We start from the raw sequence: 15,275 nt of genomic DNA on the forward strand, positions 1-15,275 counted from the left end.
CGCTCACGAACGCCGTGTCGGCGCGGTACTCGGGCCATTACCGGGGCTCGTGGCGCGAGACCCCGCCGGCTGCGACGGCCGCCCGGTGGAACGCGTCGACCTCGGTGCGGCTCGCGGCCTCGAACGCCAGGTGCAGACCGCGGGTCACCGTCGTCGTCGTGGGTGCGGTCTCGAGCGAGACGCTCGGGGTGTCCTGGCCGGTGACCCAGTACTCCGCGATGGAGTCGGTGCGGTAGGCGACGACCGGGCACGGAAGTGACGGTACCCGGGTCAGCTCGTGGCGGAGGTCGCCGACAGGCTGCCGAGCAGGGTGAGACGTTCTTCGGTGGGGGACCCGACTGTCGCCGTGCAGGCGTACATGGTCCACCCGGGGCTGTCGGGCAGGTCGAACGCCTCGTACGTGAACTCGAGGTCGCCGACGTCGGGGTGGTGGATCCGCTTCGCGCCGGTGCGGTGGAACCGGACGTCGTGGGCAGCCCAGCGGGCCCGGAACTCGTCGGACCGGGTCACGAGCTCCCCGATGAGTCCGGTGAGGTCCTTGTCGTGCGGGTGTTGTCCGGCGGTCTGTCGGAGCGTCGCGACGATGCTGTTCGCGCCCGCCACCCAGTCCGGGTAGAAGGTCCGGGCCGCAGGGTCGAGGAACGTGAAGCGTGCGTTGTTGCCCTGCGCGCCCGGGGCGTCGAGGACCGGTGCCAGGAGCGCCCGGCCGAGCGGGTTCGTCGCGACGATGTCCATCTGCCGGTTCCGCACCCACGTCGGTGTCCCGGTGACCGTGTCGAGGAAGCGCTGGAGACTCGGACGCACGACCGGTTCCGGCGTGGTGGTCCGCCGACGGATCGGGGCCGGAGCCGCGCCGCGGGCGAGGTCGTGCAGGTGCTCGGTCTCGGCGTCGTCCAGTTGCAGCGCACGGGCGATCGCCTCGAGGATCTCGGTCGACACCCCGGAGAGGTTCCCGCGCTCGATCTTGGCGTAGTAGTCGATGCTCGTCCCCGCGAGCATCGCGACCTCCTCGCGACGGAGCCCGGGGACGCGCCGCCGACCGCCACTGATGAGGCCGGCCTGCTCGGGCGTGATGCGAGCACGCCGGGTGCGGAGGAAGTCGCTGACCTCGGCCTGGTTGTCCATACTCCTCACCGTACGACGACGCGCTGTCGTGAAGGAGTGACTGCTGGTACACGGAAGAGCCCGCCCTCCCACGCACGCCGCCGCGGGAGTCTCATGGAGTCATGGCCAACACGACTCCCACAGTGACCCTCAACACCGGTACGACGATGCCGCAGCTCGGCTTCGGCGTCTACCAGATCCCCGCCGACGAGACCGAGCGGGCCGTCACCGATGCGATCACGGCCGGCTACCGACTGATCGACACCGCAGCCTCGTACGGCAACGAGGAAGCCGTCGGCCGGGGCATCGCCGCCAGCGGTGTGCCCCGCGAGGAGCTGTTCATCACCTCGAAGCTGTGGATCCAGCGCCGCGGCGAGGACGGCGCCCGTGACGCGATCACCACGTCGTTGCAGAAGCTCGGCCTGGACTACCTCGACCTGTACCTGATCCACCAGCCGTTCGGTGACTACTACGGCGAGTGGCGTGCCCTCGAAGCGGCGCACCGAGACGGCCGGCTCCGCGCGATCGGCGTGTCCAACTTCGCCGCCGACCGACTCGTGGACCTCATCGCGTTCGCCGACGTCGTGCCCGCGGTGAACCAGATGGAGACGAACCCGTTCCACCAGCAGGCCGACTACCAGGAGCTGCTGCAGAAGGAGGGCGTGCAGCTCGAGGCGTGGGCGCCGTTCGCCGAGGGCAAGAACGACCTGTTCGCCAACCCGGTCCTGTCCGAGATCGGTGCGGCGCACGGCAAGTCGGTCGCGCAGGTCGTGCTCCGGTGGCTCGTGCAGCGCGGCGTCGTGGTCGTGTCGAAGTCCGTCAAGCCCGAGCGCATGCAGCAGAACCTCGACGTCGTCGACTTCGAGCTCACCGACGAGCAGATGGCGACGATGGCCGAGCTCGAGGCCGGTGAGTCGCAGTTCTTCTCCCACGTCGACCCCGACATGGTCCGCTGGCTCACCGGCCGCGCCGAAGCCTGATCTGCGTGCCCGGCCGGCAGCCCACCCGCCGCCAGGTGCTGCGGACCGCCACAGCGAGCACGCTCAGTGTCGCCGTGGGTGGGCTGTTGGCCGCGTGCACCACCGCGCCCACTCCGTCCACCACCCCGAGGAGCACCGTGTCCCCGACCGCGCGCGACGACCGCGTCCTGCTGGCGTACTTCTCCCGACCCGGCGAGAACTACTGGAACGGCGGTCGGCGCACCATCGACACGGGCAACACCGAGGTCCTCGCCGGTCTGATCGGTGACCGGATCGACTGCGACGTCGTCCGCATCGAGGCCGCCGACCCCTACTCCGACCGCTACGACGCCACCGTGGCGCGCAACAGCACGGAGCAGGACGACGACGCCCGTCCGGAGATCGCGAGCGAACTGCCCGATCTGCGCGCCTACGACACGGTGCTGCTCGGGAGCCCGATCTGGAACGTCCAGCCGCCGATGATCATGGCGACCTTCGTCGAGGCCGTCGACCTGTCCGGCAAGCGGCTGCTGCCGGTCGTCACGTACGCGGTGAGCGGTCTGGGCTCCACCGAGTCCTTCTACCGCGACCTCGACACCGGGGCGACGCTCGGCGAGGGGCTCGCAGTGCGCGGCGAAGACGTCCGCGAGCGCGCTGCCGGAGACGACGTCGACCGGTGGCTGCGGAACGTCGGGCTCACCTGACCGTCACGGGGCCGCAGCGATCGCTGCCCGGGCCGTGTCGATGACCCGCATCACGCCGACGACATCGTCGTGCGTGTGCACCGGCGACTCGATCCGCCCCTCGGCTGCGAAGGACGCGAGTGCGGTGGCCTGGTAGGCGAGCCCGTCATGCAGCACCTCGAGTCGCTGGTCCGTCCAGGTCGCGGACTCCGACGCCGCGAAGTTCCCACGAACCGCGGTGATCGACGAGGGCCCGAAGAACGGGCTGCCGACGTCGATGCGTCCCTCGGTGCCGACGACCGAGGCTCGCACGGGCAGCGCGGTCTCGAGCGACGTCGACAACATCGACCGGGCTCCGCCCGCGTACGAGAGCAGCAGGTCGGCGCGCACGTCGACGCCGCCCGGACCGCTCGCCCCTTCGACCAGCACGCGGTCCGGGGAGCCGAGCACCGAGGCGGCGAACGAGATCGGGTAGACGCCGGCGTCCAGCAGCGCGCCGCCGCCGAGCTCCGGCGCCCACAGGCGGTGCCCCGGGTCGTACGGCATCACGAACCCGAAGTCGGCGGTCACGAGCCGGACGGTGCCGATCGTGCCGTCGGTGAGCAGTCGCCGCATGATGTCCGACTGCGGCAGGTACCGCGTCCACATCGCCTCCATGACGAGCACACCGGCGGCCCGTCCCGCACCGGTGATCTCCTGCGCCTCGGCAGCGGACATCGCGATCGGCTTCTCGATCAGGACGTGCTTGCCGGCGGCGATCGCAGCGAGGGCCTGCTCGCGGTGCAGCGGGTGCGGGGTGGCGACGTAGACGACGTTGACCTCGGGGTCGGTCACGAGCGCCTCGACACTCGGCACGGTCCGGTCGATACCGTGCTCCTTCGCGAACCGTGCGGTCTTCGCAGCATCACGGGCGGTCACGGCGATCACCCGCTGCGGCGTGTGCCGGTGGATCGCGGTGACGAACTTGCCGGCGATGCCAGTGCCGATCACGCCCCACCGCAGGGCCGGAACGGCGTCGGGGTCGGGCAGCACCGGGGTGGGCAGCGTCAGGGTCATCGTCGTCCTCTCGCAGGGATTGGCTCGTGCCATCGCAGCCTACGCGTCCTTCGCACGTGCCAGACTGGCCGGGTGACGACGGGGACCGACGACCTGCCGGAGCGGCGCCCCACCGGCGGCCGCCTGCCGACGATGCGCGACGTCGCCGAGCACGTCGGGATGTCCCGGCAGCTCGTCTCGCTCGTGCTCCGCGGTGCGCCCGGACCCAGCGCGGAGTCCCGCGACCGGATCCTCGCGGCGGCGGCCGAGCTCGGCTACCGCCCGCACACCTCGGCCCGGCTGCTCCGCGAGGGCCGCACGCGGCTCATCGGCGCGGTCTTCAGCATGCGCAACCCGTTCCAGGTCCGGTTCGTCGAACGGCTCTTCGCCCGTGCCGCCGAGCAGGGCTTCGGCGTCGCCCTCGGCCCCGCCGGTGCCGAGCGCTCGACGGACCAGGTGGTGGCCGACCTGCTCGGCGAACGCGTCGAGGCCCTCGTCGTGTTCAACCCCGACCCCGACGCGACCGCGCTCGAGGAGGCGAGTCGCCTCGTGCCGGTCGTGCTCCTCGGCGAGTGGACGGACGCCCCCTACGCCGACAACGTGCACGTGGACGAGACCGGTGGGCTCCGCGCCGCGGTCGAGCACCTGATCGGTCTCGGTCACCGCCGCATCGCCTACGTCGGTGGCGAGGACGGGCTGGTCGGCCTCGATCGTGCGACCGCGTACCGTGCCGCGATGCAGGGCGTCGGACTCGCAGCCGAGACCGACGTCGTCCCCAGCGGCTTCAGCGAAGAGGATGGCGCCGCGGCCGCCCGCACGCTCGTCGCCCGCGACACCCTGCCCACCGCCGTGGTCTGCTGCGGTGACCAGTGCGCCACCGGCCTGCTCGCCGTCTTCGCGCAGCACGGTGTCGACGTGCCGGGACGGGTGTCGGTGGTCGGCTTCGACGACAGCTACCTCGCGTCGCTCAGCTACCACCGCTTGACGTCGGTGCACCAGGACGTCGAGGCGACGGTCGACGCGGCGCTGGCTGCCGTCCTCGACCGGACCTCGGGGAACGGTGGGGAGCGACGTCGTGTCGCGACACCGACCGGGTTCGTGGTGCGCGCGTCGACGGGTCCTGCCGAGCGCTGAGCGTCGAGCGTTGACCCGGAACGACGTGGTGGACGTCGTGCGACGTCGACCACGTCGTTCCGGGTCGGGGTCGCTGCCGCTCAGCGCACGCTGCGGATCGGGATCACGACGAGTGCGCCGACGAGTGCCACGATGCCGGCGCCCCAGAGCAGCACCGGGTAGTTGTCACCAGCGCCGACCCCGAGCAGCAAGGCACCGAGTGCCGGCGCGAACGACTGCGGCAGGGAGTTCGCGATGTTCATGACGCCGAGGTCCTTGCCGGGCTTGTCCTTGTCGGGCAGGACGTCGACCACCAGGGCGTTGTCGACGGCCACGTAGATGCCGTAGGCGAAGCCCATGATCACCTCGGCGACGTAGAACACGGTGACGTCCTGCGCGTAGACGAGCACGACGAGGCCCACGCCGAAGAGCAGGGTCGAGCCGCCGACGAACACCTTGCGGCGCCGCAGCCGGTCGGACAGCCAGCCCGAGAACGCCGTGCCGATCATGAGTGCGATCGTGTAGAGGAGGACACCGAACGCCACTGCCGAGGTGGCGCGTTGCGCGGTCATGCCGAGGTGGTCCTGCATGTAGAACAGCCGGAACGTCGTGAACAGGAACGTGGCGAGGATGATCAGGAACCGCGACCACCACGCCAGTCCGTAGTCGCGGTGCGTGATCGGGTTCGTCCAGAAGGTCTGCACGATCGTGAGCCACGAGAACGGCTTCGGTCGGACCTCGGGGATGCGGTCGGGGGTGACGAACGCGTACACCAGCACGCAGAGCACGCCGAGGATGCCGGGCAAGATGAACAGCAGCGGCAGGTTCTCGACCAGCAGGACGGCGGCGTACGTGCCGGCGAGCACGGCCAGGTTCTGCGCCAGCCCGATCACGCTCGAGGCGCGGCCGCGTTGCAGCTCGGGCACGTTGTCCGCCCAGCTGGCCATCATGGCCGAGTAGGCGGCGTTCGACCCGAGCTGGCAGATGATCCACGCCACGGTGAGCATGCCGACGTTCGGCGAGTACGCCACCATGGCGAGTCCGCCGAGCAGCACCAGGATGCCGCCGAGTAGCCACGGGCGGCGGCGCCCCCACCGCGTCCGGGTTCGATCACTCAGGGCGCCGAACAGCGGGTTGCCGAAGATCGCGCCGAGCGATCCGAGCGGCAGCGCGACGGCGATCACCGAGGCGGGGTCGTCGGGGTTCAGCGCCTGGGCCTTCAGTTGCATGCTGACGTAGACCGGCGACAAGATCGCCACGTAGATGCCGAACTGTGCCAGTCCGAGGGCGGTCAGGTACCAGTTGCTGACGTGGTTGGTCGGGGTGGCGGTGGTGAACGGGTGCGCCGGCAGCCTTGTCGACATCGACTCCTCCTCGGGTCGTGTGCACGTCGTCCGGTCGGAAACCCGGTCATCGGTGACGCGCGTTTGGCTCGTGCTAACCTGACGACGTCGGCGATGTTATCTCGTGCCAAGCGCAAATGCCACCGCCCGACGACGAACCACGGAACCGAGAGCACTGGAGCACGATGATCCCCACCGCCCTGCCCGAACCCGAGCTCTTCACGACGGCGTCCGGTGAGCCGTCCCTCGGCTGGGGGATCGTGGGCCCCGGCTGGATCGCCGGCGAGTTCGCCACCGCGGTGCGCGCTTCGACCGCCCAGCGCATCGTCGCCGTCGCGTCCCGGTCACTGCCCCGCGCATCCGCGTTCGCCGCCGAGCACGGGATCGAGGCAGCCGTGGAGGGTGTCGACGCCCTCGTCGCCCGGCCCGACGTCGACGTGGTCTACATCGCGACACCGCAGAGTGAGCACGCCGCGGTGGCCCTGGCAGCGATCGCCGCCGGCAAGCACGTGCTCATCGAGAAGCCCTTCACCGTCACGGCTGCCGAGGCCCGCACCGTCGCCGACGCCGCACGCGCCGCCGGGGTGCTCGCGATGGAGGGCATGTGGAGCCGGTATCTGCCGCAGGCCTCGGTGCTCCGGACCCTGCTGGCGGACGGAGCGCTCGGCGAGGTGCGCAGCGTGCTCGCCGACCACGGTCAGGCGATCCCGTTCGGCCCGGACCACCGGCTGTTCCGTCCGGAGCTCGGCGGGGGAGCGCTGCTCGACCTCGGCATCTACGCCGTGCAGTTCGCGTCGATGGTGCTCGGCACCCCGGACCGCGTCACGGCACGAGGCCGGATGACCGAGTCCGGCGTCGACGCCTCCGGCTCGCTCGTCCTCGAACACGGCGCCGCCCAGGCCGTCCTGCACACGACCATCGCCGCCCGCACGCCCACCACCGCGTCGATCGCCGGCACCGAGGGCACGATCGACTTCGCCGGACCGTTCTACAACCCGACGACCTTCACGATCTCGGCAGCAGCGCACGGTTCGCCCGTCCTGCACTGGCAGGACCCGACACCACTGCGGGGCTTCGCCGCCCTGGCCTGGGAAGCCACCGCCCTGGCACGCTTCGTCGGCGAGGGGCGGACGGAGTCCCCGCTGCACACCCTCGACGAGACGATCTCGATCCTCGAGACCGTCGACACCGCCCGCGCGCAGATCGCCGCGGGCTGAGCAGGAGACGACGATGTCCGACCTCATCACCACCCTCGAACAGCAGGAGCGCGACCTCGTGCTCGACGCCTTCACCCACGACGACGCCTGGGAGCTGGGCTCCCTGATCCGCGGCATCGCCCACGAGGCCGGCCACGCCGTCGGCATCGACATCCGTCGTCCCGGCCTCGGCCTGTTCCGCGCGGCGACCCCGGGCATCACCCCGGACCAGCACGTCTGGATCGGCCGCAAGGCCGCGGTCGTGCTCCGGATGGAGCAGTCGAGTGCCCTCGTCGACGCCCGGCTGTCCGCCGCCGGGGTCGATCCCGCGGCGATCGGGTGGCTCGGCGCCGAGTACGCCGTGACCGGAGGGTCGTTCCCGATCCGGGTCCGCGGTGCCGGTGTGGTCGCGGCCGCGACGGCCTCCGGCCTGTCCTCGACGGAGGACCACGACCTCGTCGTCGCCGGGCTCCGTGCGTTCCTCGAGGGACGCCGGTGATCGCACTCCGCGTCGCCGTGATCGGGACGGGCATGATCGCGGACGCGCACGTCCGGGCGGCCCGTGACGCCGGCGCGGTCGTCGGCGGGGTGCTCGGCTCGTCGGCGTCGCGATCCCGGCAGGCCGCCGAACGGTGGGGCGTGCCGACCGGGTACGCGTCCGTCGACGAACTGGTCGCGGATCGGCTGGACGTCGTGCACGTCTGCACGCCGAACGACACCCACGTCGACTACGCCCTGGCCGCCACGGCGGCCGGGCTGCACACCGTCGTCGAGAAGCCGGTCGCGATGACGCTCTCGGAGGGCCGACGGCTCGCCGATGCCGTGCGCGCCGCCGGCACGGTGAGCACGGTCCCGTACGTGTACCGGTACCACCCGATGGTCCGGGAGCTCCGTGCCCGGGTCGCCGCGGGCACGCTCGGCCGGGTGCTGACCGTGCACGGCTCGTACCTGCAGGACTGGATGGTGTCGCCGGACGCCTCGACGTGGCGGGTCGACCCGGAGCGGGGCGGTCCGTCGCGGGCGTTCGCGGACATCGGGACGCACTGGACCGACCTGGCCGAGTTCATCACCGGAACGAGGTTCACGGAGTTGACCGCCCGGACGTCGATCGCCTACGCCGAGCGCCCCGACCCCACCTCCGCCGGCGCATCGTTCGGCGGACCCGGACCCGGAACCGGAACCGGAACCGGAACCGGAACCGGCACCAGCGCCGAAACCGGCACCGGCACCGTCCCGGTCCGCACCGAGGACACCGCCGTCGTGACCTTCGCCACCGCCGACGGCACCCTGGCCAACACCGTCGTCTCGCAGGTCGCCGCCGGCCGGAAGAACCGCCTGTGGATCGAGGTCGACGGCTCGCAGGGGTCTGCCGTGTTCGACCAGGAGCACCCCGAGTCCGTGTGGTTCGGCGGCGAGCACGGCTCCACGACGGTGCACCGTGCCGAAGGATCCGTCTCCGCCGGCCAGGCGCGGCTCAACCGGACACCGGCCGGGCACCCGCAGGGCTGGACGGACGCCTTCGCGGCGTTCTGCGCCGACACCTACGCCGCGGTCCGTGGCGAGACACCCGAGGGACTCCCCACCGTCGAGGACGGTGTCCGCTCCCTCGAGGTCGTCGACGCCGTCCTGCGCGGAGCCGCGACCGGACGGTGGACGAGCACCAGCACGGAGGAACGATGAGCACCACCACCAACCCCGTCACCCTGTTCACCGGGCAGTGGGCCGACCTGCCCTTCGAGGAGGTCGCCCGCCTGGCCGCGGAGTGGGGCTACGACGGTCTCGAGATCGCAGCGTCCGGCGACCACCTCGACCTCGCCCGCGCGGACGAGGACGACGCCTACCTCCGGAGCCGGCTCGAGGTCCTCGACCGCCACGGCCTCGGGGTGTGGGCGATCTCGAACCACCTCGCAGGGCAAGCCGTCTGCGACGACCCGATCGACTTCCGCCACCGCGCGATCCTGCGCGACACCGTGTGGGGCGACGGTGACGGCGAGGGCGTCCGGCAGCGCGCCGCCGCCGACATGCAGCGTGCGGCCCGCGTGGCCCGGAAGATGGGTGTCGACACCGTCGTCGGGTTCACCGGATCGAGCATCTGGCAGTACGTCGCGATGTTCCCGCCCGTCGGGCAGGACGTCATCGACGCCGGCTACCAGGACTTCGCGGACCGGTGGAACCCGATCCTCGACGTGTTCGAGGCCGAGGGTGTCCGGTTCGCCCACGAGGTCCACCCGTCCGAGATCGCGTACGACCACTGGACGAGCGTGCGTGCCCTCGAGGCGATCGACCACCGCTCGGCCTTCGGGTTCAACTGGGACCCGTCGCACATGGCGTGGCAGGGCATCGACACCGTCGGCTTCATCACCGACTTCGCGGACCGCATCCACCACGTCGACTGCAAGGACACCCGCATCCGTTCCGCGTCGGGCCGGCAGGGCATCCTCGGATCCCACCTGCCGTGGGGCGATCCACGCCGCGGATGGGACTTCGTCTCGACCGGGCACGGGGACATCCCCTGGGAGGACGCGTTCCGCGCGCTCCGGCACATCGGCTACGCCGGCCCGATCTCCGTGGAGTGGGAGGACGCTGGCATGGACCGCCTGCACGGCGCCGCGGAGGCGGCCGCGTTCGTCCGCTCCCTGCTCTGGCCGCAGCCGAAGGCTGCGTTCGACGCCGCCTTCAGTAACCAGTAGCGGTGGTGGTCACCGCGTGACGGACGGGAGGCCCGGTTCCAGCTGGCACCGAGCCTCCCGTCCGTCACCTGGTCGCGTTCGCGACCCGCACTCGCTCAGGCGGGCAGGGGGACGAAGTCGAACTCCTGGAACGATGCGACCTCGTCCGCCCAACGGGTGGCGACGAAGCGCTGGTGCGCGGGGTGTGCGTCGTACGCCGAGTAGGTGTCCTGGTCGGCGAACGCCATCGAGAACTGGAACCGGAAGTCGCTCTGTGTGGACACCTGGCGGGACACCGTGAAGTCCTGCACGCCGGGGATCGCCGGCAGGGTGTCGCGGGCGGTCTCGAGGAACGCTGCCTCGTGCGGGGAGCCGGCGGCGTGGACGAGCGTGAAGCAGACGGTGTGGACGATCATGCGGGTTCTCCGGTGGGGTAGTCGACGAAGGCGAAGGCGGACCCGTCGGGAGCCCACCCGTTGACGTTGAGGGTGCCCTGCCCGCCGTCGAGCTCGACGATGGTCTCGGCTGCCTGCCAGACCTCGGGTCCCCAGGCGCTGACGGATCCGTCACCGGTGACGAGGCGCAACCGCACGCGCTCGTCGGCCGGGTGCCCCTCGGTGCCGGGCGGGAAGGACAGGTAGACGGCGGCGTCGTCGGTCGGGGCGGGGTGCGGGAACCAGTTGACGTGCTCGTCGACCGTGAGCTGCTCGATCCCGGTGCCGTCCGGTCGGACCCGGGCGATCTGCGCGTGCCCCGGTGCGGACTCGAACTGCTCGGTGTTGAACAGGATCCACGCGCCGTCGGGCGTCCACTCCGGGCCGTCGGCCGCGGAGGGGTCCGTCGTCACGGCGCGGTCCGAGCTGCCGTCGACGCCCATCACCCGGATTGTGCCCGAGGCCCAGACGGCGTCACCGGACGGGTCGAGCCGGACGTAGGCGAGCTCGGAGCCGTCGGGGCTGACGCCGTGCAGGAAGTGCAGACCGCCGTCGTCCGCGGTGACCCGGGTCGCTGCGCCGCCGGCGAGCGGGGCACTCCAGATGTGGAAGTCGTTCGCGCTGACGTGCACGGTGACGCCGTCGGGATCGAGCACGTGGTCGTTGTTCAGGGGCGGGACGCCCTCGATCGCGACGTGCTCCGGAGCTGCGGCGCCGTCGGCCGGCATCGTCCAGAGGACCCCGTCGCCGTTCAGCACGAGACGGCCGTCGGTGGTCCAGTTCGGCGCTTCGTAGAGCCGCTCGGCGGACTCGTGCACGGTGGTCACGCTGCGATCGGCTCGGTGCCAGATCCGGATCCGGCAGGTCTGGCCCGGTGCGAGCACGCGACCCGGGGCTTCATCGTCGAGGGGCATGACACACCTTCCGCAGTGAATGTTGGCTCGTGACAACCCTAGCCGATGTGGATCGTGATCCACCCCCCGCGTTGGGGATGATGACATGTCCTCGCTTCCAATAAGGTGAAGGGGATCGTACCTAGACGAAAGCTCACGTTGCCGCACTCCCCGCGCCCTTCCCGCCTGCCCTTCATCGCCGCCACCACCTCGGTCGTCGTCATCGCCGGAGCATTGCTCGCCGCGATCCCGAACACCGCCACCGCCGTCGAGGCACCGATCGCGACGCCGACCGCCACGCCGACCGCGACGGACGCGCCGGCCCCGACCTCCGAGCCGACCGCCTCGACCCCGGTTCCCGTCACGCCGTCCGCGCCCGCGGTGCCGACGGCATCCCCGAAACCCACGGCTACTCCGAAGCCCACGGCGACCCCGAAGCCCAGCGCGACGCCGAAGCCCACGCCGTCGACGATCTCCGTCACCTACGCCGGGGACTCGCTGACCGCGATGGACGGCTCGTGGATGCGGCAGATGAACGACAAGACGCTCACGAACATCGGCGGCACGGCCATCGGCGGTGCCACGACGCCGCGGATCCTGACCCGGTCGTCGGCGAAGGACGCTGACGTCCTGGTCGTGATGGCCGGCACGAACGACCTCCGGTACGCCTACAGCAGCAAGAGCATCCAGCAGAACATCGGCAAGATCGTGACGAAGATCGGCGCCCGGCACGTCGTCATCGCCGCGATCGCTCCGTCCAACATCACGAAGTACGGCAAGAAGCGCATCGACCGTCGCAAGCAGGGCGAGATCCTCAACCGTGACCTGCAGAACTACGCACTCACCCACGGCTACCTGTTCGTCGACCCGTGGGCGGCGGACCGGCAGCTGAACGGTGGATGGCCGTCGAGCCGTACGTACGACGGTGTCCACCCGACGGTCGCGATGTCGAAGAAGGTCGCGGTCCGTATGCAGCAGGCCATCCACATCGCCGTGGAGGGTGCGAAGGGCTAGCCTGATCGGACGGCGCACGTCCGACCATCACACCGGAGTCATGGCAACGCAGAACTGAGCCAGCGCACCCGCGCAGGCAATCGCATCGCGAGCGACCCGCTCGCGATCCTTCTGCACGCCCGCGACGGCTCTGCGTCGCGATGACTCCTGGGATCCTTCGTGTTCTTCGCCTCTGCCCGACTCCGGGCTGCACGCTCAGCACTCTCCGAACACCGCTTCGTCACGTTCGCGGTGCTCATCGACACTGTCGGCGCCGGCCTGACGCTGCCGCTGACGATCGTCTACTTCACCCTCACCACCGACCTACCGCTCACGGTCATCGGTCTGCTGTCGACGGCGGCATCCCTCGTCGCGCTGCCGATCGGTCTCCTGGGCGGGGTGGTGACTGATCGCCTCGGCGCGAAGGTGTCGATGATCGTCAACAACCTGATGTCCGCCGCGGGCTTCGCGGTCTATCTGATCGCGCACGACCCGGTCTTGGTGTTCGTCGCGATCTTCCTCGCCAACGCGTCCGAGCGCCTGTACTGGACGTCGTGGACTGCCTACGTCCACGACCTCGCGGACGGGCGACCGTTCGAACGGTGGTTCGCGTTCCTCGAAGCGATCAAGGCGGCAGCCCTCGGCTCAGGGGCGATCCTCGCGGCGGTCACGCTCGCGCAGGGGCAGGACGGACTCCGCTGGCTCATCCTCGCGAACGTGGTCACGAGTGTCGCGGCGGCGGTCGTCTTCGCCACACAACGAACCGGCGAACGGGCACGTCACCCGCAGCCGCCACGCGGTGCGGACGAGTCGTCCGGCACGATCCGGGAGTTCTTCGCGGACCGCTCGATGCGACTCATCACCCTCGGGCAGTTCCTCATCGGCCCGGCGATGGTCCTCCCGAACGTCGCCCTCAGTGTGTTGTTCGTCCAGCAGTGGCACATGCCGCTGGCGGTGGCACCCATGCAGTTCGCCATCGCCACCGCGCTCTGTGCCGTCTTCCAGACCTCGGTCACGCGGTGGGTCGTCGGGTTCCGGCGCGGGACCTTGGTCGCGGTCGGCGCCCTGCTCACTGCGCTGACCGCGCTTCCGCTCATCGTCCTCCCGCCGCTGGACGGTGCCGTGGCTTGGTCCTACGTCGCCGTCGTTGGGGTACTGCTCGCAGCGGCGGACATGATCGCGTTGCCGGCCGCCAACGCCGTCATGGCCGAGGCTCCGCATCCGCGCGTGCGGGGTCGCGCGATCGGCGTGTTCCAGACCGCGAGTTCGATCGGGATGGCTCTCTTCCCGCTCGGTCTCGGACTGCTCGACACCGATGTGCCGTGGCTGCTCTGGGTGATCACGGTGCTGGTGTTCGCGGGGGCGGCGTGGAGCTGGCGCGCGGCCGTGAACTGCCTGCCTGCCCGGGTGCAGATCGCCTCACCGGGTGACGCAGACAGCTGAGGGCCCGGAAGAACTTGTACCGAGCTGTTGACACAGAGGCGCTCCGGCTTGTACCTTCTGGACAGTACATTGGAGGGGTCATGGAGTACGTCGTGGGATTCGCAGGAGTGCTGGTCGCAGCACTCGCAGTCGGTGGGCTGGCCGGATGGCTCCGGCTCCGCCGGTCCTCGTCGAGTGAACGAGGCGCAGCGGTGGTGGTGGCGCAGCGGGCACTCCTGGTCCGGGTGGTCGTGAGCCTCGTCGTCGGCTTGGCCGTGTTCGTCGCCTGTGCGGTCGCGGGGACGAACGCACGAGCGCTGCAAGGCGTGTCGTTCTTCGTGGGGCCCAGCGCCGGCGCAGGGGTCGCACTCCTCGTCTTCGCCGCGATCCCCGCCGTCGCGATCGACGGCGCGACGGCGCACCGCTCCGCGTCGTTGCACGTACGGTCCGCACGGAGTGCCCTGCTTCCGCAGCAGTGGCGGCGTCTCTGGTGGGCGGTCGGATGTGCCGTCGGCATCGTCCTGGTTGCGGGGCTCGGATCGGCTCCCGCGCCGGACGGGCGGTGGCTGTGCACGAGCGTGTTCCCGATGCAGTGCCCCGCCGGCGACGGGCCCTACCTCTTCCCCGGCTGGTACTTCGGCCTTCCGGCGCTCCTCGGCATCGCGCTGCTCTCGGCCGGGGTGTGGGCGTCGCTCTGGCGGATCGCGGTGACCCCGGCGGCGGCCTGGCCGGATCTCGATGCAGCGGACGGAGCGCTGCGCCAGCGTGCGGGGCAGGTCGTCGCACTGGTCGGGACTGCCGCTGCACTCCTGACCGCGGCGGTCTTCCTCTCGGCGGCCGGTCTGCCGTTGATGAACGCGCTGCACCTCGACTCCGGTCTGGCCGGAGGGGCCGCAACGGTGGTGGCGCGGCTGGGGATGGTCGTGGTCCTGGCTGGAGTCGTCGTCGCGTTCGCGGGCGTCGTCACGGCCGTCGCGGCGGTCGTCCGAGCCGTGACGGCAGCCCGCCTGATCGCGACGGGGGCGGTCGCCGCGTGATCACCCTCAGCGCCGATGACCCGACGCCACCGTTCGAGCAGGTCCGCAAGCAGCTGGCCGACGCGATCCGGTCCGGTGAGCTCACGGCCCACGAGCGGCTCCCGTCGATCAGACAGCTCGCCGGCGACCTCCGCGTCGCCCCGGGGACGGTCGCGCGGGCCTACCAGCAGCTCGAGGCAGACGGCTTGATCGCCACCGGCCGCGGGCGCGGGACCACGGTCCGTGAGACGCAGGCAGTGTCCGATGCAGTCGTCGCGAGTGTCGCGCAGATGGTCGAATCGGTGCGGGGCGACGTCGGACTCGACGCGCTCCTGGCGACCGTCGCGTCGATGTGGGAAGGACGTCGGCGCTGACGGTGCCGACACGGTGCGCCGTGCCTTCGGGCTGCTCCCTC

General features: G+C 70.9%; 17 protein-coding genes. 11 read left to right on the forward strand and 6 right to left on the reverse strand.

The genetic code is table 11. The features are described from left to right. Nucleotides 1-270: 270 nt before the first annotated feature. Nucleotides 271-1,125: a helix-turn-helix transcriptional regulator gene (locus ACIPV1_RS09605; RefSeq protein ID WP_123939100.1), complete on the reverse strand. Its 855-nt coding sequence runs from the start codon at nucleotides 1,123-1,125 to the stop codon at nucleotides 271-273. 101 nt (nucleotides 1,126-1,226) lie between these two features. Between ACIPV1_RS09605 and ACIPV1_RS09610 the strand changes: the two genes are divergently transcribed. Then, nucleotides 1,227-2,084 (forward strand): aldo/keto reductase, encoded by an 858-nt coding sequence (locus ACIPV1_RS09610; RefSeq protein WP_123939099.1) that lies wholly within the window; start codon nucleotides 1,227-1,229, stop codon nucleotides 2,082-2,084. 5 nt (nucleotides 2,085-2,089) lie between these two features. Beyond that, entirely contained in the window at nucleotides 2,090-2,767 is a 678-nt protein-coding gene (locus ACIPV1_RS09615; protein ID WP_123939098.1) for a flavodoxin, read from the forward strand. 3 nt (nucleotides 2,768-2,770) lie between these two features. On the opposite strand, the gene ACIPV1_RS09620 is transcribed toward ACIPV1_RS09615, so the two are convergent. Further along, complete coding sequence (locus tag ACIPV1_RS09620; RefSeq protein WP_123340599.1) at nucleotides 2,771-3,802, reverse strand: Gfo/Idh/MocA family protein; 1,032 nt, start codon at nucleotides 3,800-3,802, stop codon at nucleotides 2,771-2,773. A gap of 72 nt (nucleotides 3,803-3,874) precedes the next feature. Between ACIPV1_RS09620 and ACIPV1_RS09625 the strand changes: the two genes are divergently transcribed. Next, entirely contained in the window at nucleotides 3,875-4,915 is a 1,041-nt protein-coding gene (locus tag ACIPV1_RS09625; RefSeq protein ID WP_221182576.1) for a LacI family DNA-binding transcriptional regulator, read from the forward strand. 80 nt (nucleotides 4,916-4,995) lie between these two features. Here the strand turns inward: ACIPV1_RS09625 and ACIPV1_RS09630 are convergent, their stop codons facing one another. Further along, the gene (locus tag ACIPV1_RS09630) at nucleotides 4,996-6,258 is read right to left on the reverse strand and encodes an MFS transporter (RefSeq protein WP_123939097.1); all 1,263 of its coding nucleotides are present in this window, start codon (nucleotides 6,256-6,258) and stop codon (nucleotides 4,996-4,998) included. A gap of 164 nt (nucleotides 6,259-6,422) precedes the next feature. Between ACIPV1_RS09630 and ACIPV1_RS09635 the strand changes: the two genes are divergently transcribed. Genes ACIPV1_RS09635 through ACIPV1_RS09650 form a run of 4 tightly spaced genes read left to right on the forward strand, consistent with a single transcriptional unit; the run spans nucleotide 6,423 to nucleotide 10,123 of the window. Continuing rightward, a complete protein-coding gene (locus tag ACIPV1_RS09635; RefSeq protein WP_123939096.1) occupies nucleotides 6,423-7,454 on the forward strand; it encodes a Gfo/Idh/MocA family protein in 1,032 nt (343 codons plus the stop codon). 13 nt (nucleotides 7,455-7,467) lie between these two features. Further along, entirely contained in the window at nucleotides 7,468-7,932 is a 465-nt protein-coding gene (locus ACIPV1_RS09640) for a heme-degrading domain-containing protein (RefSeq protein WP_123939095.1), read from the forward strand. Further along, nucleotides 7,929-9,113, forward strand: a complete 1,185-nt coding sequence (locus ACIPV1_RS09645; RefSeq protein ID WP_123939094.1) for a Gfo/Idh/MocA family protein — start codon at nucleotides 7,929-7,931, stop codon at nucleotides 9,111-9,113. Before ACIPV1_RS09640 ends, ACIPV1_RS09645 begins: the two co-directional genes overlap by 4 nt. Then, nucleotides 9,110-10,123 (forward strand): sugar phosphate isomerase/epimerase, encoded by a 1,014-nt coding sequence (locus ACIPV1_RS09650; protein WP_123939093.1) that lies wholly within the window; start codon nucleotides 9,110-9,112, stop codon nucleotides 10,121-10,123. Before ACIPV1_RS09645 ends, ACIPV1_RS09650 begins: the two co-directional genes overlap by 4 nt. 95 nt (nucleotides 10,124-10,218) lie before the next feature. On the opposite strand, the gene ACIPV1_RS09655 is transcribed toward ACIPV1_RS09650, so the two are convergent. Genes ACIPV1_RS09655 through ACIPV1_RS09665 form a run of 3 tightly spaced genes read right to left on the reverse strand, consistent with a single transcriptional unit; the run spans nucleotide 10,219 to nucleotide 11,911 of the window. Continuing rightward, the gene (locus ACIPV1_RS09655; RefSeq protein WP_123294686.1) at nucleotides 10,219-10,518 is read right to left on the reverse strand and encodes a Dabb family protein; all 300 of its coding nucleotides are present in this window, start codon (nucleotides 10,516-10,518) and stop codon (nucleotides 10,219-10,221) included. Then, on the reverse strand, nucleotides 10,515-11,450 hold the full coding sequence (locus ACIPV1_RS09660) for a hypothetical protein (protein WP_123939092.1): 936 nt from the start codon (nucleotides 11,448-11,450) through the stop codon (nucleotides 10,515-10,517). Before ACIPV1_RS09660 ends, ACIPV1_RS09655 begins: the two co-directional genes overlap by 4 nt. A gap of 38 nt (nucleotides 11,451-11,488) precedes the next feature. Continuing rightward, nucleotides 11,489-11,911 carry a hypothetical protein gene (locus ACIPV1_RS09665; RefSeq protein WP_123939091.1) on the reverse strand — a complete coding sequence of 141 codons (423 nt, stop codon included), beginning with the start codon at nucleotides 11,909-11,911 and terminating at the stop codon, nucleotides 11,489-11,491. On the opposite strand from ACIPV1_RS09665, the gene ACIPV1_RS09670 reads away from it, so the two are divergent. The 4 genes from ACIPV1_RS09670 (at nucleotide 11,811) to ACIPV1_RS09685 (ending at nucleotide 15,234) form a co-directional block, all read left to right on the forward strand. Beyond that, nucleotides 11,811-12,443 carry an SGNH/GDSL hydrolase family protein gene (locus tag ACIPV1_RS09670; RefSeq protein ID WP_260155073.1) on the forward strand — a complete coding sequence of 211 codons (633 nt, stop codon included), beginning with the start codon at nucleotides 11,811-11,813 and terminating at the stop codon, nucleotides 12,441-12,443. The two genes, ACIPV1_RS09665 and ACIPV1_RS09670, sit on opposite strands and share 101 nt — an antisense overlap. A gap of 159 nt (nucleotides 12,444-12,602) precedes the next feature. Further along, complete coding sequence (locus ACIPV1_RS09675) at nucleotides 12,603-13,865, forward strand: MFS transporter (protein ID WP_185094278.1); 1,263 nt, start codon at nucleotides 12,603-12,605, stop codon at nucleotides 13,863-13,865. Between the two features lie 92 nt (nucleotides 13,866-13,957). Further along, complete coding sequence (locus ACIPV1_RS09680) at nucleotides 13,958-14,881, forward strand: hypothetical protein (RefSeq protein ID WP_260155065.1); 924 nt, start codon at nucleotides 13,958-13,960, stop codon at nucleotides 14,879-14,881. Next, nucleotides 14,878-15,234: a GntR family transcriptional regulator gene (locus tag ACIPV1_RS09685; RefSeq protein ID WP_243649836.1), complete on the forward strand. Its 357-nt coding sequence runs from the start codon at nucleotides 14,878-14,880 to the stop codon at nucleotides 15,232-15,234. Before ACIPV1_RS09680 ends, ACIPV1_RS09685 begins: the two co-directional genes overlap by 4 nt. Nucleotides 15,235-15,275 lie beyond the last annotated feature (41 nt).

The sequence above is a fragment of the Curtobacterium sp. NPDC089991 genome, from assembly GCF_044748425.1.
Lineage (GTDB): Bacteria > Actinomycetota > Actinomycetes > Actinomycetales > Microbacteriaceae > Curtobacterium.